Origin of the sequence: Pseudomonas psychrophila (assembly GCF_001043005.1) — a bacterium.
GTDB lineage: Bacteria > Pseudomonadota > Gammaproteobacteria > Pseudomonadales > Pseudomonadaceae > Aquipseudomonas > Aquipseudomonas psychrophila.
In genome coordinates, this window is the sequence record NZ_JYKZ01000017.1 from 1 (window position 1) to 20,075 (window position 20,075).

The window sequence follows — 20,075 nt, forward strand, 5'->3', positions numbered from 1 at the left end:
GTGGGATCTGTACCTTTGCAGCTACCCTTTGGGCAGGCTTGAGCGCGGTGCAAAACGCGTCTCAAGCCTGTAAATGTGTAAACGATGTACCCGGTTAGATGTGTAAAGGATGTACCGGTCTCTACAGAGGGCAACGTTTAATCTGCAATCGGCAAGTTCAGGCTCTCTTTCACTTCTTCCATCACGATATAGCTCTTGGACTCACGCACGTGGGGCAACTTGAGCAGAATGTCGCCCAGCAACTTGCGGTACGAGGCCATCTCGCTGATCCGTGCCTTGACCAGATAGTCGAAATCCCCCGACACCAGGTGGCACTCCAGCACGTGGGGCAACTTCAGCACGGCACGGCGAAACTCATCAAAGGTGTCGCCCGACTTGTAGTCCAGGCTGATCTCGACAAACACCAGCAGGCTGCCCTGCAGATGCTGGGGGTTGAGTCGGGCGTTGTAGCCCATGATGATGCCTTCACGTTCCAGCCTGCGCACCCGTTCAGTACAGGGCGTAGTCGACAGCCCGACCTTCTCTCCTAGCTCGGTAAACGAGATGCGGCCATCGGCCTGAAGGATGCGCAAAATGTTGCGGTCAATCTTGTCCAATTCACGTTTTGTTTGGTGATTTGTACGCATAGGAGATTCTCCTCCGTGAAAAGGGTTGTGCCCGAGAATTGTCGCCAAATATAGCTGCTTATACAGTGAATTCCACTACTCAATGCTTCATATACTGCGCTCATCTTCGCTCTGAACAATAAACGTCTGCGGCTGGCCGCGATGAGGGATATAAATATGCGAGTTATGGTATTGGGTGGCGGCGTTATTGGTACTGCCAGCGCCTATTATCTGGCCCGAGCCGGTTTCGATGTGGTCGTCGTAGACCGTCAGCCAGCCGTTGCAATGGAAACCAGCTTTGCCAACGCCGGTCAGGTGTCCCCAGGCTATGCTTCGCCGTGGGCAGCGCCGGGCGTGCCCCTCAAGGCAATCAAGTGGCTGCTCGAGCGCCACGCGCCTCTGGCCATCAAGGCCACTGCCAACATCGACCAATACCTGTGGATGGCGCAGATGCTGCGCAACTGCACAGCCAGCCGCTATGCCGTGAACAAGGAGCGCATGGTTCGCCTGTCCGAGTACAGCCGTGACTGCCTCGACGAACTGCGCGCCGAAACCGGCATTGCCTACGAGGCTCGCAACCTGGGCACCACTCAATTGTTCCGCACCCAGGCCCAATTGGATGGCGCGGCCAAGGACATCGCGGTACTCAAGGAATCCGGGGTTCCGTTTGAGCTGCTCGACCGCGCAGGGATCGCCCGGGTTGAACCCGCTTTGGCCAACGTGACCGACATTCTGGCCGGCGCCCTGCGTCTGCCTAATGACCAGACCGGCGACTGTCAGATGTTTACCACCCGCTTGGCTGAAATGGCCAAAAACCTGGGTGTTGAATTCCGCTTCGGCCAAGACATCCAGCGCCTGGACTACGCAGGCGATCGCATCAATGGCGTAATGATCGACGGCAAGCTCGAAACCGCTGATCGCTACGTGCTGGCACTGGGCAGCTACTCGCCGCAGATGCTCAAGCCGCTGGGCATCAAGGCCCCGGTCTACCCGCTCAAGGGTTACTCGCTGACCATTCCGATCACTAACTCGGACATGGCCCCGACGTCGACCATTCTCGACGAGACCTACAAGGTCGCGATCACCCGTTTCGACAACCGTATCCGCGTGGGCGGCATGGCTGAAATCGCCGGTTTCGACCTGTCGCTGAACCCGCGCCGACGCGAAACCCTGGAGATGATCGTCAACGACCTTTATCCTCAGGGCGGTGACTTGAGCCAGGCCAGCTTCTGGACCGGCCTGCGCCCGACTACGCCGGACGGTACGCCGATTGTGGGCGCAACTCCGTTCAAGAATCTGTTCCTGAACACCGGTCATGGCACGCTCGGTTGGACCATGGCCTGCGGCTCCGGTCGTTTCCTTGCAGATGTAATGGCCAAGAAGACACCACAAATCAGCGCCGAAGGCCTTGATATTTCCCGCTACGGTAACCACCAGGAGGCTGCAAAACATGGCAATCCAGCGCCAGCTCACCAATGAACGCATGAGCCAGATCGTTTCCCATAACGGTACTGTTTACCTGTCCGGTCAAGTCGGTGACGACATGAACGCCGGGATTGAGCAGCAAACCCGTGAAACACTGGCCAACATCGAGCACTTGCTGGACCTGGCGGGTACCGACAAAAGCCGCATCCTGTCGGTCACCATCTACCTCAAAGACATTGATGCCGACTTTGCCGGCATGAATGGCGTCTGGGATCAGTGGCTGCCTAAAGGCGTCGCACCCGCCCGTGCCACCGTTGAGGCCAAGTTGTGCGAACCTGAAATTCTGGTCGAATTGTCTGTTGTGGCAGCACTGCCGTAGGTTTTTCGATCACGTAACAGTCCCTCTTCCGGTGCGGCACGCGGTTAACGCCGTGGGTCAGCGCCGGTTTTTTATTCAACTGCCGTTAGAAGCCCGCCGCCATGCGCCCAGCCCGTGCCCTGATCGACCTCCAAGCCCTGCGCCACAACTACCAACTGGCCCGTGAAGTCACGGGGGCCAAGGCCCTCGCAGTGATCAAGGCCGACGCCTACGGTCACGGAGCCGTGCGCTGCGCCCAGGCCCTTGAAGCCGAGGCCGATGGCTTTGCCGTTGCCTGTATCGAAGAAGCACTGGAGCTGCGCGCCGCCGGTATCCGTGGCCCCATCCTGCTGCTTGAAGGTTTTTTTGAAGCGGATGAACTGCCACTGATTGTCGAGCACGACTTCTGGTGCGTGGTGCATTCACTGTGGCAACTCGATGCCATCGAGCAGGCCAGACTCACCAAACCGATCCACGTGTGGTTGAAACTGGACAGCGGCATGCACCGCGTCGGTTTGCACCCCAATGATTACAAGGCCGCTTACCAGCGTCTGCAGGCCAGTGCCAATGTGGCGAACATTGTGCTGATGAGCCACTTTGCTCGCGCCGATGAGCTCGATTGCACCCGAAGCGTAGAGCAAGTCGCTGTGTTCCTGGGCGCTCGCGCCGACTTGACGGCAGAAGTCAGCTTGCGTAACTCGCCGGCTGTACTCGGCTGGCCACGCGTGCCAAGTGACTGGGTACGTCCGGGCCTGATGCTGTATGGCGCCTCGCCATTCGAAGAACCCCAGGCCACTGCATCACGCCTGCAGCCGGTGATGACCCTGGAGTCCAAAGTGATCTGCGTACGTGAATTGCCTGCTGGCGAACCCATAGGTTACGGCGCCAGATTCATTACCGAAAAACCGATGCGAATTGGTGTGGTAGCCATGGGTTATGCAGACGGCTATCCGCGCCAGGCCCCCACCGGAACCCCTGTACTAGTGGCCGGCGTACGCAGCCAACTGCTGGGCCGGGTGTCGATGGACATGCTGTGCATCGATCTCACCGACGTGCCGCAGGCAGGCCTGGGTTCGACAGTGGAGCTGTGGGGCAAAAACATCCTCGCCAGTGAAGTGGCAGCCAAGGCTGACACCATTCCTTACCAGATTTTCTGCAACCTGAAACGAGCGCCACGCCTCTATTCCGGGAGCTGATCGGTTGTATCCAAAGTGCGGGGGCTAATGGGCACCCAGGTTTGAAGTCGAAGTGTTGTAAATACTGAACGCTATCGCCATGATGGCGACTTCTCGACCTGAATCTGACCCCTAGGAGGCTCCTGCATTGGACGTCGGTGAACGACTGCAATCCATCCGCAAACTGAAAGGCCTGTCACAACGTGAACTCGCCAAGCGCGCGGGCGTCACCAACAGCACCATTTCGATGATCGAAAAGAACAGCGTGAGCCCGTCCATAAGCTCCCTGAGAAAAGTGCTGAGTGGCATCCCCATGTCCATGGTCGAGTTTTTTTCCGAAGAGATCCTTCAAGAAAACCCGACCCAGATTGTGTACAAAGCCAATGAGCTGATCGACATTTCCGATGGCGCCGTGACCATGAAACTGGTCGGCAAGGCACATCCAAGCCGGGCCATCGCCTTTCTCAACGAGATTTATCCACCGGGTGCCGATACCGGGGACGAAATGCTGACCCATGAAGGCGAAGAAACCGGGATTTTAGTGGAAGGTCGCCTAGAGTTAATCGTGGGGCTTGAAACCTTCGTGCTCGAAGCCGGTGACAGCTACTATTTCGAAAGCTCAAAGCCACACCGTTTCCGTAATCCGTTCGACGTTGCGGCGCGACTAATCAGCGCAGCCACCCCGGCGAACTTCTAAGAACAGAGGCGCCCTGCCTGCTTGCAGAGGCACCCGAAGATGCATTTCGCCAGCTCTATTCCCCCTTTGTCTTTAGGGTTGTTTCAGAGTGGCGGGCTAACCGTTATACTTTCGCCCGCCCGCGAAACCGTGGTTGTGGGCGTGACTAGCCACCATTGAGGGTGTACGCGTGAACCTAATTATGAAAATGCTGGCCGTACCAGCAACAGTAATGGCCCTTTGGGCAGTCAGCGCTCAGGCAACAACGAACGATGACATCGCAAAACGTCTTGAGCCAGTCGGTAAAGTCTGTGTTCAAGGGCAAGAATGCAAAGGCATGGAAGTGACTGCCTCTGTGGGCGGTGGCGGCGGCATGACCCCCGACGACATCATTGCCAAGCATTGCAGCGCATGCCACAGCACCGGCCTGTTGGGCGCACCGAAAATCGGTGACACCGCAGCCTGGAAAGAGCGCGCTGATCACCAGGGCGGCCTTGATGGCATCCTGGCCAAGGCCATCACCGGTATCAACGCCATGCCGCCTAAAGGCACCTGCATGACGTGCTCCGATGAAGACCTTAAAGGCGCCATCGAGAAGATGTCCGGTTTGAAGTAAACCGCACCTCTCTGAAAAAGCCGCTGATGGGCGGCTTTTTTGTGCCCGGGATTTGAGTCAGTCCGCCCCCCCTGATGTCTATCACGTCTATATTCAAGGATTGATAAGGAGGGGTCAGATGGTGCAGTCCTGTTCGATCGAGCGCGCAGTCGATGATGTACTGGCGCGTCTACCCACACATATTCACCTGGGCCTGCCGCTGGGGCTGGGCAAGGCCAACCGGTTCGTCAACGCGCTGTATCAGCGGATCAAACTGTTACCCGAGCGCCGGCTCACGATCTACACCGCCCTGAGTCTCGGCCGCCCGCCGCTTGGGGATGGCTTGCAGCGGCTGTTTCTGGAGCCTTTTGTCGAGCGGGTATTTGGCGACTACATCGAGCTGGACTACCTTGCCGACCTGCATCGTAACAGCCTGCCCGACAATATAGTCGTCGAGCAATTCTTCATGCAGCCGGGGAGTTTGCTCAACAGCCCCCCAGCCCAGCAGGATTATGTCAGCAGCAATTACAGCCACGCGGCGCGCGATATCAATGCTGGCGGCCTGAATCTGGTGGCGCAGCTGGTTGCCCGCAACCCTCAGGATGCACGGCGCCTGAGCTTGAGCTGCAACCCCGACATCACCCTCGATTTATTGCCCATGATTGCCAAGCGGCGAGCCGAGGGCGAGACCATTTTGATGCTCGGCCAGGTACACAGTGACCTACCCTACATGCCCGGCGACTCGGAACTTGACGTTGATGATTTTGACCTCCTGATCGACGAAGATGAGCGCACCACACTGTTTTCTACCCCCAACATGCCCGTCAGCCTGCAAGATCACCTTATCGGTTTACACGCCAGTACCCTGATACGGGATGGCGGCACCCTGCAGATTGGCATTGGCTCGATGGGCGACGCCCTGAGTGCCGCCTTGCTGGCGCGCCAGGGCAACAATGACGACTATCGCGCCCTGCTCAACGAGATCGACATCACGCCCTGGCACACGCTGATTGAACAGCAGGGCGGTGTCGAACCGTTCGCCCGGGGCTTGTATGGTTGCAGCGAAATGTTTGTCCACGGGCTGATGGTGCTGGCCGATGCCGGGATTGTGCGGCGCAAGGTCTACCCCGATGCCGAACGGCAAGCACAGGCCAACGCAGGGACCCTGGACGAAAGCGTGCAAAGCGACGGCGTGAGCATCCACGGTGGTTTCATCCTCGGCCCCCAAGACTTTTACCAGCGGTTACGAGACCTACCCCTCAGCAAACGCCGCGAATTCAACATGACCGCCATCAGCTACATCAACGAGCTGTATGGCCAGGAAGACTTGAAACGCCTGCAACGGCGTGATGCGCGCTTCGTGAACAGCGCCTTTACCGCCACCTTGCTCGGTGCCGCCGTTGCCGATCAACTGGAAGATGGACGGGTACTCAGCGGGGTCGGCGGGCAATACAACTTCGTTGCCCAAGGCCACGCCCTGCATGACGCGCGCTCGGTCATCATGCTGCGAAGCTGGCGCGAATCGGGGGGTGACGTGAGTTCCAATATCGTCTGGGAATACGGCCACTGCACCATCCCGCGACATTTACGCGACATCGTGGTCACCGAGTACGGGATTGCCGATTTACGCGGCAAAACTGATCGCAAAGTCATCGAAGCCCTGCTCAACATCACCGACTCGCGCTTCCAGACCGAGCTGATTGCGCAGGCGCAGCAAATTGGCAAACTGCCCAAGGACTTTTGCCTGGATCCACGGTTTGCCGATAACAGCCCACAACGCTTGCAGGCAATTGCCGCTCGGCACTCGCACTTGTTCCCGGAGTATCCGCTGGGCAGCGATTTCAGCGTACAGGAGCAAGACCTGCTGCGAGCGTTGAACTGGCTCAAGAGCAAGTTCAAGCTCACACAGATTTACCAGTTGGGCAAAGCCACGCTGGATGCCCCCTCACCGCAGGCATTCCCCGAACACTTGGAGCGTATGCACCTGGCCGAGCCGGACGGCCTGCGCGAGGAGCTTTATCAGCGCTTGCTGCTGGCAGGGCTCCATGCAACGAGGCGCTAAACCCGACACTGCCCGTAGTCGCTGCCGAAGGCTGCGAGCTTTTGATCTTGGTCAGCCCCAATAAAAGGCTCGCAGCCTTCGGCAGCGACTACGGGGCGGAGCAAGCCCGGTCAGGGTGGTCGAGGTATTACTCGATAAAGGTCACTTTACCGTCGGCCAGGGATTTGACCCGGGCCAACGATTCAACGCGGTAGCCCTGAGCATCCAGTTCGGCACGGCCGCCCTGGAACGACTTCTCGATCACGATGCCAAGACCGGCAACGGTTGCGCCCGCTTGCTTGATGATCGAAATCAGTGCCTGCGAGGCTTTGCCGTTGGCCAGGAAGTCATCGATAACCAACACGCGGTCGCTGCTTTGCAGGTGACGCGGGGAGATCGCAACAGTGCTTTCTGTCTGCTTGGTGAACGAGTACACCGTGGCCGACAACAGGTTTTCAGTCAGGGTCAGGGACTGGTGCTTACGCGCAAAAATCACAGGTACACCCAAGTTCAAGCCAGTCATCACGGCAGGAGCAATACCCGACGCTTCGATGGTGACGATCTTGGTAATCCCCGAATCCTTGAACAAGCGCGCGAATTCGTCGCCGATTTCTTTCATCAACTGAGGGTCGATCTGATGATTCAAGAAGGCGTCGACCTTCAAAACCTGATCGGAAAGCACGATGCCTTCTTCGCGAATTTTCTTGTGCAGTGCTTCCAACGTAACGTCCTCAAATAGCGCTTATGCGCTGAAGGTAGAGTAAAAAATAGTCAATTCTAGCGTTTTAGCATCGCGCGTATATCGGCCAATGCCGTATTTCCGCGAACCGCCTTCACTTCGGTGGGGGTATCGTCGTTGCCTTCCCAGGCCAGATCGTCCGGGGGCAACTCATCGAGGAAGCGACTCGGCGCACAATCGATGATCTCGCCGTATTGCTTGCGCTTGGCGGCGAAGGTAAATGCCAGCGTCTCACGGGCACGGGTAATACCTACGTAGGCCAGACGCCGTTCTTCTTCAATAGTGTCCGTTTCTATGCTGGAGCGGTGCGGCAGGATTTCTTCTTCCATGCCCATGATGAACACGTACGGGAATTCCAGGCCCTTTGACGCGTGCAACGTCATCATCTGCACGCCTTCGGCACCGTCTTCCTCTTCCTGCTGGCGCTCAAGCATGTCGCGCAGCACCAGCTTGCCGATGGCTTCCTCGATGGTCATGCCACCGTCTTCGTCTTTCTCAAGGGTGTTTTTCAACGCCTCGACCAAGAACCAGACGTTGGACATGCGGTAGTCCGCCGCCTTTTCACTGGAACTGTTGGTGCGCAGCCAGTTCTCGTAGTCGATGTCCATGATCATGCTGCGCAGCGCAGATATCGGGTCTTCGCCCGAACATTGTTGGCGCACGCGGTCCATAAAACGCTTGAAGCGCCCCAGACGATCAGTAAAGCGGGCATCCAGATGCTCGCCCAGGCCGATTTCATCGGTGGCGGCATACATCGAGATTTTGCGTTCGGTGGCGTAGTTACCGAGCTTTTCCAGCGTGGTCGAACCGATCTCGCGACGTGGGACGTTGATAACCCGCAGGAAGGCGTTGTCGTCATCCGGATTCACAATCAGACGGAAGTACGCCATCAGGTCTTTCACTTCCTGGCGCCCGAAGAAACTGTTACCACCCGACAAGCGATAGGGGATCTGATGGTGCTGCAGCTTCAACTCGATCAGTTTTGCCTGATAGTTACCGCGATACAGAATCGCAAAGTCGCTGTACGGCCGGTCGGTGCGCAGGTGCAGGGTAAGAATTTCGACGGCTACGCGCTCGGCCTCGGCATCTTCGTTGCGACAGCGAATGACCCGTACTTCGTCGCCGTGGCCCATTTCACTCCACAGTTGCTTCTCGAACTCGTGTGGGTTGTTCGAAATCAGCACGTTGGCACAGCGCAGGATCCGACTGGTGGAGCGATAGTTTTGCTCCAGCATCACCACTTTCAGGGACGGGTAATCGTCCTTGAGCAACATCAGGTTTTCGGGCCGGGCGCCGCGCCAGGCGTAGATCGACTGGTCGTCGTCACCTACCACGGTGAACTGATTGCGCGTGCCGATCAGGTATTTCACCAACAAATACTGGCTGGCATTCGTGTCCTGATATTCGTCCACCAGCAGGTAGCGGACTTTGTTCTGCCACTTTTCACGAATATCGGCGTGTTCTTCGAACAGCTTCACCGGCAGCAGGATCAGGTCGTCAAAGTCCACTGCGTTGTAGGCCTTGAGCGTGCGCTGATAGGCCGTGTAGACAATGGCCGCTGTCTGCTCTTTAGGGCTGCGCGCGTTTTCCAGCGCCTGTGGCGGCAGGATCAGGTCGTTTTTCCACGAGCCGATCATGTTCTTGATTTCATCGACCCCGTCGTCGCCCGAGTATTCCTTTTGCATGATGTCGGTCATCAGCGCTTTGACGTCAGCTTCGTCAAAGATCGAGAACCCCGGCTTATAGCCCAGCCGCGCATGCTCCTTGCGGATAATGTTCAGACCCAGGTTGTGGAACGTGCACACCGTCAAGCCTCGACCTTCACCCTTTTTAAGCAGGGTACCCACACGCTCTTTCATTTCGCGGGCGGCTTTATTGGTAAACGTCATGGCGACAATGTACTGGGCACGGATGCCACAGTTCTGGATCAGGTGCGCGATTTTGCGGGTAATCACGCTGGTTTTGCCGGAGCCCGCGCCGGCGAGCACCAATAGAGGGCCGCCGACATAGCTCACGGCTTCTTGCTGCCGGGGATTGAGTCGGGACATGACGAGATCAGGGGTCGTGTGTAAAAAGGGCGGGCATTTTAACAGGCTGAGCAAATATTGCTGCCTCTGTGCGACGGTGTGACATGCCACATCATCTTAATTTGCCGCTTTTGTTACTTTCGCGCAGGATGCCATGAGTATTTGCAGCTACCGTAGGGTTAATGCCGCGCGTACGTGTTTGATAACCAGTTTCATTGCCATCGGTTGCTGGCACGTCATAATGGCCACCGCCCGAATTATTGCAGAGTCTAGGGAGCTAGCTTGTCTACGCCTGTCGAACCCTTGCGTTTACTGCTATTGGCCGAAGAGCCATCTTGGGCAGTGTTATTGCGCGAGTGTCTGACGCCCATGGGAAATACGGCCGTCATGATGTGCGCGCCGAGCTGGGAATCAGTCAGCCATCTGTTCGAGAACGATCGCAATGCGCTGCTCCTGACCACACCGGCGCTGCAGCCTCCAGCAGGCCGCTGCCGCTTGCCCACGGTTTTGCTGCTCGACACCGAGCCTGCAACGTCACCCCACGGGGTCAGCGACTGGTTGGTCAGCACCAGCCTGACTCCCGATGTTCTGCGCCGCTGCCTGCGTCATGTCCGCGAGCGTGGCCTGCTGGAACACACGCTGCAACGCCTGGCCGAAGAAGACCCGCTGACCGGCATCGCCAATCGTCAGGGATTCCAGACCCTGCTGGCTGTACGATTGGCCGAAAGTGACGGCCGCGGAATCGCCCTGGGTCATCTGGATCTGGACAACTTTCGCCACGCCAACGATGCGCTGGGCCATCAGGCCGGCGATCGCTTGATCTTGCAAGTGGTGGCGCGCCTCAAAAGCCAGCTCGAAGCCGGCGACCAACTGGCGCGCCTGGGCAGCGATGAGTTCGCCCTGCTAATCAATACCCATCGTGCGCCCGAGCGCGCGCAATGGATGGCCGAGCGCATTACAGAAGTAATGGCCGAACCCTATTGGGTCGATGGTGAAAGCCTGCTGATCGGCTGCAGCCTGGGCATCGCCCATGCACGTGCCAATGCCGGGGCCGACCCGTTGATGTGGCACGCCCACATCGCCATGCAGCAAGCCAAAAGCACCCAGGGCTGCACCTTTCACGTATTTAACGAACGTATCAATCGCAATGCTCGCAGCCTGGCCGATCTCGAAAGCGAACTGCGCCGCGCCCTGCGCCGTGACGAACTGGAACTGCACTACCAGCCGCGCCTGGATCTGGGCACGGGCCAGATCGTCGGGCTGGAGGCGCTGGTGCGTTGGCGCCACACCGAGCGCGGCCTCCTGGCACCCAGCGAGTTTGTGCCCCTGGCAGAGCAGAGCGGACTGATTGTGCCGCTGGGTTACTGGGTTATCTCCCGCGCCCTGCGCGACATGCAGGCGCTACGCGAACGCGGGCTAGAACCATTGCACATGGCGGTCAACCTGTCGTTCCGCCAATTTCAGGATAGCCAGCTGCTCTCGACCCTAAGCCGCTTGATCATCGAACGCGGGGTTGAAGCGCAATGGCTGGAGTTCGAACTGACAGAAACGGCCGTGATGCGTCGCAGTGATCTGGTCAAGCAAACGATGGATGCACTGGGGCGACTCGGCGTACGCTTTTCGCTGGATGATTTCGGCACGGGGTTTTCATCATTTGTGCACCTCAACAGCCTGCCGATTGCGCTACTCAAGATCGACAAAAGCTTTGTGGGTGGCATGGAAGGCCGCGAAGAGAACCGCAAGTTGGTCCACGCCATGATCAACCTGGCCCATAACCTGAAACTGGAAGTGGTCGCCGAAGGCGTCGAGACCCCTGAACAGCTTGCCCTTTTGCGCGATTTTGGCTGCGATCAGGTACAGGGTTATTTCATCAGCAAACCGCTGCCCTTGGCAGATCTGGTGGAATACTTGACCTTTGGGGCGCAGCAGCAGGTGCCAATTGCGCTCTAAGGTTAAGGGCAAACTTCTGTAGCAGCTGCTACGCCCGCCACTTTCGCCGCCTTGCGCTCCTGCTTGATCATGCGGCGCATCTTCCACTCGAACGCCAGCGTCAAACTGATAGACGCACAGGCCAGGCCCAGCGCCAGGCCCCACCACACGCCGGTAGGGCCCCAGCCGAAAGTAAATGCCAGCAGCCAGGCCATCGGTGCGCCAATCACCCAATAGCAAAACAGCCCCACCAAAAATGTTGTCTTGGCATCCTTGAGCCCTCGAATGGCACCCATCGCAATGGTCTGTGCACCATCGAACAGTTCAAACCAGGCAGCCACCGCCAACAGGCTCACCGCCAACTCGAACACCGGGCGGAACGCCGGATCGTTGTAATCCAGGAACAAACCGATGAGTTGGGTCGGCAAGAACCAGAACACCACAGAGAAGCCCAGCATGATCACCGCACCGCAGCCGATCCCGACCCGGCCCGCCAGCCGCGCCCGCTGCAAATCGCCGCCTCCATAGTGCTGGCCAATGCGCATGGTAATGGCGTACGACATGCCCGCCGGAACCATAAACGCCACCGAGACGATTTGCAGCGCAATCTGATGCGCTGCCAGTTGCGTGCTGCCCATAGTGCCCATGCACAGCGCCGCGAAAGCAAATAGCCCGACCTCCACCGCGTAGGTGCCGCCAATCGGCAAACCGAGACGCCACAGTTCCCGCAAGTAAGTCAGATTGATACGCGACAGGCCCTTGCTGATTGGATACGCGTCATAGGCCGGATGACGATGGATATGCCAGGCCAGGCCCAGCGCCATGCAAGTCGCCACAATCGCCGTGACCAGACCGATACCCATCAAGCCCAGCTTTGGCAGGCCGAACATCCCGGTAATCAATGCGTAATTGAGCAGGAAGTTGGCCACGGTACCGATCAGGCTGATCACCATCACGGGCGTAGCCCGACCCATTGCACTGGTAAAGCCGCGCAAGGCCATGAAGGTCATATAGCCGGGCAGGGCAAACGGTAACAGCATCAGAAACTGACCAGCAGCCTCAACGTTGGTGGGCGTCTGGCCGAACAACAGCAACAGCGGTTTGATATTCCAGAGCATCACCGCGCCTGCCAGCGCCAACCCCCAGGCCAGCCACAGCCCGGCCTGTGTCAGACGGGTCGCACCTTCGATATCCCCCGCGCCCTGGCGAATCGACACCAGCGTGCCCACGGCAGCAATCACACCAATACAAAAAATCGACACGAACGAGTAACTGGCTGCACCCAGGCTCCCGCCAGCCAGAGCCTCGGGGCTCAGGCGCGCCATCATCAGCGTATCGGTCAGCACCATCAGCATGTGAGCCAACTGAGAGGCGATCAGCGGCCCCGCCAGCCGCATAATGGCCCAGAGTTCGATACGTGCAGGATGCTGTTTGATCATCTTTGAGATTTCTATAGGTGCGTTGAAAGGCTTGATTCTCGGCGCGTTGAGTGTTTTAAGCAAAGGGATAAAAACGATCAGTGGCATGATTAAAACTCATGCAAAAGCTTATATTTCAAACCTCGGCCAGTTGCACCATAGGAACAATCTCAATGTCTCGTAGCCTTCCACCTCTTTATGCCTTGCGTGCCTTTGAAGCGGCAGCTCGCCATAGCTCGTTTACCCGAGCGGGAGAAGAGCTGTCGATCACTCAAAGCGCCGTCAGCCGGCATATCAAGACCCTTGAAGCGCATTTCGCCTGCCGATTGTTCCAGCGCAGTGGTCGCAGCCTGCAGCTCACTGAAGCCGCCCGCCTGTTGCTGCCGGGTGTGCGCGAAGGTTTTGCCGCGCTGGAGCGTGCCTGCACCACTTTGCGTGCCGAAGATGACACCTTGCGCATGAAAGCCCCCTCGACCCTGACCATGCGCTGGCTACTGGCCCGCCTGAGCCGGTTTCGCCACCTGCAAGCAGGTAACGAGGTGCAGCTGACCAGTGCCTGGATGGATATCGACAATGTGGATTTCAATCAGGAACCGTTCGACTGCGCCGTCCTGTTGAGCAACGGCCACTTTCCGCCGGACTGGGAGGCCACGCTGCTGTTTGCGGAAATGTTGATCCCGGTCGGTGCGCCAAATGTTCTGGACGATCAGCCCTGGGACGCCAAACGGCTGGCCGCCACCGAGCTCTTGCACCCCACGCCCGACCGCCGTGACTGGCGCCGCTGGCTCGACTGCATGGGCCTGAGCGGGCAAGTATCACTCAAGGGCGGGCAGGTTTTTGACACTCTGGAGCTGGGCATGATCGCTGCCGCCCGGGGTTACGGGATCTCTATGGGTGACTTGCTGATGGTTGCCGAAGACGTTGCCCAGGGTCGCCTGAGCCTGCCATTCCCGGCCGCCGTGGCCAGCGGCGAAAACTACTACCTGGTCTGGCCCAAGACCCGCCCTGGTGGTGAGCGCCTGCGCCGTCTGAGCGACTTTTTGCAACATGAAGTCGCCGCCATGGAGCTCCCTGCGGTGGAGCAGTTGAAATAGCTCCGCTCATCACCCGGTAACCGGCCGATACTGCAACGCCTGCGCCAGATGCGTGCGCTCAATAGTTTGCACCTGCTCCAGATCGGCCAACGTCCTTGCCACCTTCAACAACCGGTGGGCCGCTCGCAGCGACAAACTCATCCGCTCGCAGGCAGTCTCCAGCCAGGCGTTGTCCACAGCACTCAGCCGGCATTGAGCGCGCACCCCCGATAAATCAAGAAAGGCATTGGCACATCCCTGACGTTGCAACTGGCGTTCGCGCGCTACTGCCACTAATGCAGCCGACGTGGCCGTGGTATCGCCAGAGGCAAGGGGCGGGTTGAGCGACGTGGTCTCGCGCGCCACGGTCAGATGCAAATCAATGCGGTCGAGCAACGGTCCGGACAGTTTGTTGCGATACCGCTGGATCTGCTCCGGGGTACAACGGCAGCGGGCAGTGGGCTCACCAAGATATCCACAGGGGCAGGGGTTCATGGCCGCGACCAGTTGGAAGCGCGCCGGAAAGCGCATTCGATCCCGGGCGCGGGCAATCACGATAAAACCGCTCTCCATTGGCTCCCTCAACACTTCCAGCACCTTGCGATCAAACTCGGGAAGCTCATCAAGAAATAACACCCCGTGATGCGCCAGCGTGATCTCGCCGGGTTGTGGCTTTGAGCCGCCCCCCACCAGTGCAGGGCCGGAGGCCGAGTGGTGAGGCTGACGAAACGGGCGTTGTGGCCAGCAGTTCAGGGGCACGTGGCTGACCACGGACTGAATGGCCGCGACCTCTAACGCCTCCTGCTCAGTGAGCGGTGGCAACAAGCCGGGCAGGCGGCTGGCCAGCAAGGTTTTCCCGGTGCCGGGCGGGCCGGTAAATAACACATTGTGGCTGCCGGCGGCGGCAATCAGTAACGCCCGTTTTGCCGAAAGCTGTCCCTGGACATCGATCAGGTCGGGATAAGGTTTGCTCAACTGCTGCAAGCCGCTGGCGACATAAGGCTCAATCACTTCGCGCGCCGCGAAATGCGCCACCACCTGCAACAAATGTTCGACCGCAATCACCGTCAGCCCGGATGCAAGGCAGGCCTCTTCGGCATTGGCCAGCGGCACCACCAACGCTCGGCCTGCAGCCCGGGCCGCCAACGCGGCAGGTAAAACCCCCTGAACGGACCTGATTGCACCCGACAACGCCAACTCACCCAAACACTCCACCTGCTCCAGCGCCGCAGCCGGTATTTGCCCGCTGGCCGCCAAAATCCCCAGGGCAATGGCCACATCAAAACGCCCGCCGTCTTTGGGTAGATCGGCGGGTGCCAAGTTAAGAGTGATTCGCCGGGCCGGGAAATCCAGCCCGCAATTGAGGATCGCGCTGCGCACCCGATCCTTGCTTTCCTTGACCGCGGCTTCAGGCAAACCGACCAGTGTTAAGGCGGGTAATCCATTGGCCAGATGCGCTTCGACCATAACGGCAGGCGCCTCGACACCGACCTGGGCGCGGCTGTAAACGATAGCCAGAGCCATGACTCATTCCTTGAGTTCGCAAAAGACTCATCCTGCGCGAATCAGGAGCCGAGGGCAGAGGTGTAATGGATACGGGATGTGAACAGGCATGCAAACACGACCGGCGAGCTGCCAAAGTGCGGTTGCATAAAGCGCACAATCCTCTAAAATTAACGAATAACGTTACCCATTAATTATGATAATAAACTTCAAGTGCTGCAGAACTGAACGTCTGTTCCGAAGTGGCAAGACCCGCGCATGGTCAGACATTATCAATGTGGTAGAACGCAAACTAACGATGCTAGATGCTGCATCCGTGCTGTCCGATTTACTGTCGCCTCCTGGCAATCGGCTCGAAGCGTTGGGCGGCAATCGCAAAGGCCAGCACAGCATTCGCATCAATGCACAATGGCGAATCTGCTTCATCTGGGGCGCGAATGGCCCTGAAGCGGTAGAAATCGTTGATTATCACTGAGGTCATCATGATCAAGAACGGCATGCGCCCGGTTCATCCGGGTGAAATCCTTAAAGAGGAATATCTGGAGCCACTGAGTCTCTCGGCCGCTGCGCTGGCCAGAGCGCTCAAGGTGTCCACACCGACGGTGAACGATATCGTGCTGCAGCGTCGTGGTGTCAGTGCCGATATGGCCTTGCGGCTGGCGATTTGCCTTGAGACGACCCCTGAGTTCTGGCTGAACCTGCAAACCACTTACGATCTGCGCAAAGCACAAATCGAACGTGGCGCAGCGATTCGCGAGCAGGTTGAACCCATTCACCACTGCGCCTGATTCACGCCCCCAGCGCTTTGGTGCCCAGATCTTCTGCAAAACGCAACAAGTAGCCATCGGGATCGAGCACCAAAAAGTTGCGTTCGCCAAACAACACCTCGTTGCTGCGATACCAGCGTTCTTCCAGAGGTTTTCGCAAGCTGTGACCTGCGGCTTCAAGGCGCTGGATCAGCCCCTGGGCATCCGGGCATTTGATCGACAGGTTCATGCCGCGACCAAACGGCGGCTCTAGCGGCCCGACACGCCAGGAAGACGCTTCAAGGTCATCCTGCTCCAGCATCAACTGGCTGCCATGGAACGACAAAAATGCAAAGTGATGCTCGGGCCGTTGATACTCGATCCTGAAACCGAGTACTTCACAGTAGAAAGACAGACTGCGCGAAAGGTCCGAGACGATCATCTCGGGAACCAGCGGATTCATCACCAACATACTCAAACATCCTTGTTTCAATGAGCGACGCACCGGCTTCGAGCGTTATTGCGCAGGCGGCAGCAGCCTGGCTTCCATTTCGGCCACTTTGGCTTCCAGGCTTTCAAGGCGAGCACGGGTACGGGCCAGAACCACCATTTGGCTGTCGAACTCTTCGCGACTCACCAGATCCAGCTTGCTGAAACCACTTTGCAGCAAGGCTTTGAACTGGCTTTCGATTTCGTTGCGCGGCAGCGCGGTTTCGCCACTGAACAAACGGGAGGCGTGGCCACCAAGGGCGTCGAGAAAATCTTTGGGCGCGAGCATGGATAAAGTCCTTAAAACGGGTGACGCCGAGTGTATCACGGGGTGTTGGAGCGAATTGCCGAGGGCTTTCTGCACGTTTTTCGCGCACCTTCCCTGCAGGCTGCGCACCATCATCGAGCACAAACATCCCGACAAATCAGGCCAAAAGCCATCAACTTCTTCTAAACCGCTGTAATTGTTGATTTTTCCAGACATGGCAAGGTTTCTGCTTAAGCGTATATGACTCATGCACTGATGCAGTAGCTGTGACGAAGGCAGTGCGGCAGGTGGTTCAGGGAGTGTTTTCGTCACCAGCGATTTACACACGTTGTACAGCCTGAAGAAGGCTGACGACGCGTTACAAAGCCAGGCACTGCGCTTAGACTTGAGCCGGGTTTGTTTTCCTGGGGCAAGTCCACCAATTCGGGAGAAGTTTCATGAAGCTAGTCACCGCCATTATCAAGCCGTTCAAGTTGGATGACGTGCGCGAGTCGCTGTCTGAGATCGGCGTACAAGGCATTACTGTTACTGAGGTCAAAGGCTTCGGCCGGCAGAAAGGCCACACCGAGCTGTATCGCGGCGCGGAATACGTGGTCGATTTTCTGCCAAAGGTGAAGATTGATGTCGCCATTGACGACAAGGATCTTGATCGGGTTATCGAGGCGATAACCAAGGCTGCCAACACCGGCAAGATTGGTGACGGCAAGATTTTCGTGGTCAATCTGGAACAGGCTATTCGCATCCGTACCGGCGAAACCGATACCGACGCAATCTAAGCCGCCAAACCCCAACGCCCCAGGAGAAAACACTATGACTCTGCGTAAAATCGCAGGGCTCGGAGCCCTGCTGTCTGTCGTAATGCCTGGCCTGGCCATGGCGGCAGACGAAGTGGCTGCTCCAGTCCTCAACTCGGGCGATACCGCCTGGATGCTGACTGCTACCGCTTTGGTGCTGTTCATGACCATTCCCGGCCTGGCGCTGTTTTACGGCGGCATGGTGCGCTCCAAAAACATTCTTTCCGTGATGATGCAGTGCTTCGCCATTACCGGTCTGATCAGCATTCTGTGGGTCATTTATGGCTACAGCATCACGTTCGACACAACGGGCATGGAGCAGGGCGTCACCAATTTCAATTCGTTCATTGGCGGGTTCGGGAAAGCCTTCCTGGTGGGTGTCACGCCTGAAAGCCTGACCTCACCTACCGCGCTGTTTCCTGAAGCCGTGTTCATCACCTTCCAGATGACCTTCGCCATCATCACCCCGGCACTGATCGTCGGTGCCTTTGCCGAGCGTATGAAGTTCTCGGCCATGCTGATTTTCATGGGCGTGTGGTTCACCCTGGTGTATGCACCGATTGCGCACATGGTATGGAGTGGCGACGGCGGTCTGATGTGGGATTGGGGTGTCCTCGATTTCGCAGGCGGCACCGTGGTGCACATCAACGCCGGTATCGCAGGTCTTGTAGCGTGCATCGTGCTCGGCAAGCGTAAAGGCTATCCGTCCACCCCAATGGCTCCGCACAACCTCGGTTACACCCTGATGGGCGCCGCCATGCTGTGGATCGGCTGGTTCGGCTTTAACGCCGGCTCCGCAGCGGCCGCCAACGGCACTGCTGGCATGGCAATGCTGGTCACTCAGATCGCAACCGCTGCCGCTGCACTGGGCTGGATGTTTGCCGAGTGGATTACCCACGGCAAGCCAAGCGCACTGGGCATCGCCTCCGGCGTGGTAGCCGGCCTGGTCGCCATCACTCCCGCTGCGGGCACTGTCGGCCCAATGGGCTCGGTCGTGATCGGCCTGGCATCTGGCGTGATCTGTTTCTTCTGTGCAACCAGCCTCAAACGCAAACTGGGCTACGACGACTCACTGGATGCGTTCGGCGTACACGGCATCGGCGGCATCGTCGGCGCCATCCTCACAGGTGTATTTGCTGCCCCTGTACTGGGTGGCTTTGGCACCGTGACCGACATCCCGGCTCAAGTCTGGATTCAGTTCAAGGGCGTCGCCTTTACTGTGATCTACACTGCGATTGTGACGTTCATCATTCTCAAAGTGCTGGATGCAGTGATGGGTCTGCGAGTGACTGAAGAGGAAGAGGCTGTGGGCCTCGATCTGGCTCAGCACAACGAGCGTGGCTACAACCTGTAAATATCCCTATAAAAAACCCGGCGTGCCGGGTTTTTTTTTGCTCATAAAAAGACGATATTCTCGGCAATGGAATGATTTGCCCTACAGGTTAAAGGGTTCACCAAGTTCTACGCTTGTGAATGCCACCCGTACTTGCGACACAACTCGACTATTAGCTGCTTTGCTTTTTTATTCAGCACGCTAGAATGCGCGCCCAAGGGCAGGAAACAATGCTCGAGTACGACGAAGGCGAGGATGATCTCCCGACGCTTTCAAGGCCCGTGATCCGTGCTGCCGGAGCATCTGGCACTGGGCGCCTGGCAAGGTGTTTATTCAAGCGCACGCCGTGATGGTAGCGGTGTGCGACAAGCCCTCTTCACCTTACAACGATGAAGAGGCGTGAGCCGCGGTTTGCCCAAGGCTACTTTTTCACCAGTAGTGGTCGACAGTTGCCACAACTGGTCTATAACTAATCTGCTTTACGTATGTCATGGGGTAGAACATGAGCGACGACGATCTGGAAAATGATGACCTCGAAGTAGGCGAAGACGACGATACCGAAGAGGGCCTGGAAACGGCCGCCGAGGACGTTGCAGACGACGATGGTGGCGAAGATACGCCGGCCCCTGCGGCCAAAGGCAAATCAAAGGCTGCCGTGTCGGTCGATGACCTGCCCAGTGTAGAAGCCAAAAACAAGGAGCGTGATGCTCTGGCTCGCGCCATGGAAGAGTTTCTGTCCAAAGGCGGCAAAGTGCAGGAAGTTGAGGCCAATGTGGTGGCCGACCCACCCAAGAAGCCTGACAACAAGTACGGCAGCCGCCCTATCTAAGGGCAAGCTGTTTGCTTGAAGAAAAAACCCGCCGTCGCTGCGGGTTTTTTTG

General features: G+C 57.9%; 20 protein-coding genes. 13 read left to right on the forward strand and 7 right to left on the reverse strand.

What is annotated here, in order from left to right; all coding sequences use genetic code 11:
* Window positions 1–137: 137 nt before the first annotated feature.
* Complete coding sequence (locus tag TU76_RS22760; RefSeq protein ID WP_019828215.1) at window positions 138–626, reverse strand: Lrp/AsnC ligand binding domain-containing protein; 489 nt, start codon at window positions 624–626, stop codon at window positions 138–140.
* 156 nt (window positions 627–782) lie between these two features.
* Between TU76_RS22760 and dadA the strand changes: the two genes are divergently transcribed.
* From dadA to TU76_RS22790, 6 genes are all read left to right on the forward strand, one after another.
* A complete protein-coding gene (dadA, locus tag TU76_RS22765) occupies window positions 783–2,084 on the forward strand; it encodes a D-amino acid dehydrogenase (protein ID WP_046810728.1) in 1,302 nt (433 codons plus the stop codon).
* Window positions 2,056–2,409, forward strand: coding sequence for a RidA family protein (locus TU76_RS22770; protein WP_019828218.1), 354 nt, complete (start codon window positions 2,056–2,058; stop codon window positions 2,407–2,409). Before dadA ends, TU76_RS22770 begins: the two co-directional genes overlap by 29 nt.
* 101 nt (window positions 2,410–2,510) lie before the next feature.
* On the forward strand, window positions 2,511–3,584 hold the full coding sequence (gene alr, locus TU76_RS22775; RefSeq protein WP_048352547.1) for an alanine racemase: 1,074 nt from the start codon (window positions 2,511–2,513) through the stop codon (window positions 3,582–3,584).
* 127 nt (window positions 3,585–3,711) lie between these two features.
* Complete coding sequence (locus tag TU76_RS22780) at window positions 3,712–4,260, forward strand: cupin domain-containing protein (protein ID WP_019828220.1); 549 nt, start codon at window positions 3,712–3,714, stop codon at window positions 4,258–4,260.
* Between the two features lie 181 nt (window positions 4,261–4,441).
* Complete coding sequence (locus TU76_RS22785; RefSeq protein WP_019828221.1) at window positions 4,442–4,855, forward strand: c-type cytochrome; 414 nt, start codon at window positions 4,442–4,444, stop codon at window positions 4,853–4,855.
* Between the two features lie 118 nt (window positions 4,856–4,973).
* A complete protein-coding gene (locus TU76_RS22790; RefSeq protein WP_048352548.1) occupies window positions 4,974–6,896 on the forward strand; it encodes an acetyl-CoA hydrolase/transferase C-terminal domain-containing protein in 1,923 nt (640 codons plus the stop codon).
* Between the two features lie 127 nt (window positions 6,897–7,023).
* Here TU76_RS22790 and TU76_RS22795 read toward each other — a convergent pair whose 3' ends face one another.
* Together TU76_RS22795 and rep are read right to left on the reverse strand one after the other, a co-directional pair.
* Window positions 7,024–7,596, reverse strand: coding sequence for a xanthine phosphoribosyltransferase (locus tag TU76_RS22795; protein ID WP_019828223.1), 573 nt, complete (start codon window positions 7,594–7,596; stop codon window positions 7,024–7,026).
* 56 nt (window positions 7,597–7,652) lie between these two features.
* Complete coding sequence (rep, locus tag TU76_RS22800) at window positions 7,653–9,662, reverse strand: DNA helicase Rep (RefSeq protein ID WP_048352549.1); 2,010 nt, start codon at window positions 9,660–9,662, stop codon at window positions 7,653–7,655.
* Between the two features lie 261 nt (window positions 9,663–9,923).
* On the opposite strand from rep, the gene TU76_RS22805 reads away from it, so the two are divergent.
* On the forward strand, window positions 9,924–11,591 hold the full coding sequence (locus TU76_RS22805) for a putative bifunctional diguanylate cyclase/phosphodiesterase (protein ID WP_048352550.1): 1,668 nt from the start codon (window positions 9,924–9,926) through the stop codon (window positions 11,589–11,591).
* Between the two features lie 2 nt (window positions 11,592–11,593).
* On the opposite strand, the gene TU76_RS22810 is transcribed toward TU76_RS22805, so the two are convergent.
* Window positions 11,594–13,009: a NorM family multidrug efflux MATE transporter gene (locus TU76_RS22810; protein ID WP_037032677.1), complete on the reverse strand. Its 1,416-nt coding sequence runs from the start codon at window positions 13,007–13,009 to the stop codon at window positions 11,594–11,596.
* A 152-nt stretch (window positions 13,010–13,161) separates the two neighbouring features.
* Here TU76_RS22810 and TU76_RS22815 point away from each other — a divergent pair, with 152 nt between their 5' ends.
* Window positions 13,162–14,082 (forward strand): LysR substrate-binding domain-containing protein, encoded by a 921-nt coding sequence (locus TU76_RS22815; protein WP_019828228.1) that lies wholly within the window; start codon window positions 13,162–13,164, stop codon window positions 14,080–14,082.
* 9 nt (window positions 14,083–14,091) lie between these two features.
* Here the strand turns inward: TU76_RS22815 and TU76_RS22820 are convergent, their stop codons facing one another.
* Complete coding sequence (locus TU76_RS22820) at window positions 14,092–15,585, reverse strand: YifB family Mg chelatase-like AAA ATPase (RefSeq protein ID WP_048352551.1); 1,494 nt, start codon at window positions 15,583–15,585, stop codon at window positions 14,092–14,094.
* A 175-nt stretch (window positions 15,586–15,760) separates the two neighbouring features.
* Here TU76_RS22820 and TU76_RS22825 point away from each other — a divergent pair, with 175 nt between their 5' ends.
* A complete protein-coding gene (locus TU76_RS22825) occupies window positions 15,761–16,039 on the forward strand; it encodes a type II toxin-antitoxin system RelE/ParE family toxin (protein ID WP_048352552.1) in 279 nt (92 codons plus the stop codon).
* Between the two features lie 7 nt (window positions 16,040–16,046).
* Complete coding sequence (locus tag TU76_RS22830; protein WP_048352553.1) at window positions 16,047–16,352, forward strand: HigA family addiction module antitoxin; 306 nt, start codon at window positions 16,047–16,049, stop codon at window positions 16,350–16,352.
* A 1-nt stretch (window position 16,353) separates the two neighbouring features.
* Here TU76_RS22830 and TU76_RS22835 read toward each other — a convergent pair whose 3' ends face one another.
* Together TU76_RS22835 and TU76_RS22840 are read right to left on the reverse strand one after the other, a co-directional pair.
* Window positions 16,354–16,782: a bleomycin resistance protein gene (locus tag TU76_RS22835; protein ID WP_019828257.1), complete on the reverse strand. Its 429-nt coding sequence runs from the start codon at window positions 16,780–16,782 to the stop codon at window positions 16,354–16,356.
* A 45-nt stretch (window positions 16,783–16,827) separates the two neighbouring features.
* The gene (locus tag TU76_RS22840) at window positions 16,828–17,088 is read right to left on the reverse strand and encodes an accessory factor UbiK family protein (protein ID WP_019828258.1); all 261 of its coding nucleotides are present in this window, start codon (window positions 17,086–17,088) and stop codon (window positions 16,828–16,830) included.
* 416 nt (window positions 17,089–17,504) lie between these two features.
* Between TU76_RS22840 and glnK the strand changes: the two genes are divergently transcribed.
* The 3 genes from glnK to sutA all read left to right on the forward strand — a co-directional run bounded on the left by glnK (window position 17,505) and on the right by sutA (window position 20,023).
* Window positions 17,505–17,843 (forward strand): P-II family nitrogen regulator, encoded by a 339-nt coding sequence (gene glnK, locus TU76_RS22845; protein WP_002555808.1) that lies wholly within the window; start codon window positions 17,505–17,507, stop codon window positions 17,841–17,843.
* A gap of 34 nt (window positions 17,844–17,877) precedes the next feature.
* On the forward strand, window positions 17,878–19,215 hold the full coding sequence (locus tag TU76_RS22850; RefSeq protein WP_019828259.1) for an ammonium transporter: 1,338 nt from the start codon (window positions 17,878–17,880) through the stop codon (window positions 19,213–19,215).
* A 481-nt stretch (window positions 19,216–19,696) separates the two neighbouring features.
* Window positions 19,697–20,023, forward strand: a complete 327-nt coding sequence (gene sutA / locus TU76_RS22855; protein ID WP_019828260.1) for a transcriptional regulator SutA — start codon at window positions 19,697–19,699, stop codon at window positions 20,021–20,023.
* Window positions 20,024–20,075 lie beyond the last annotated feature (52 nt).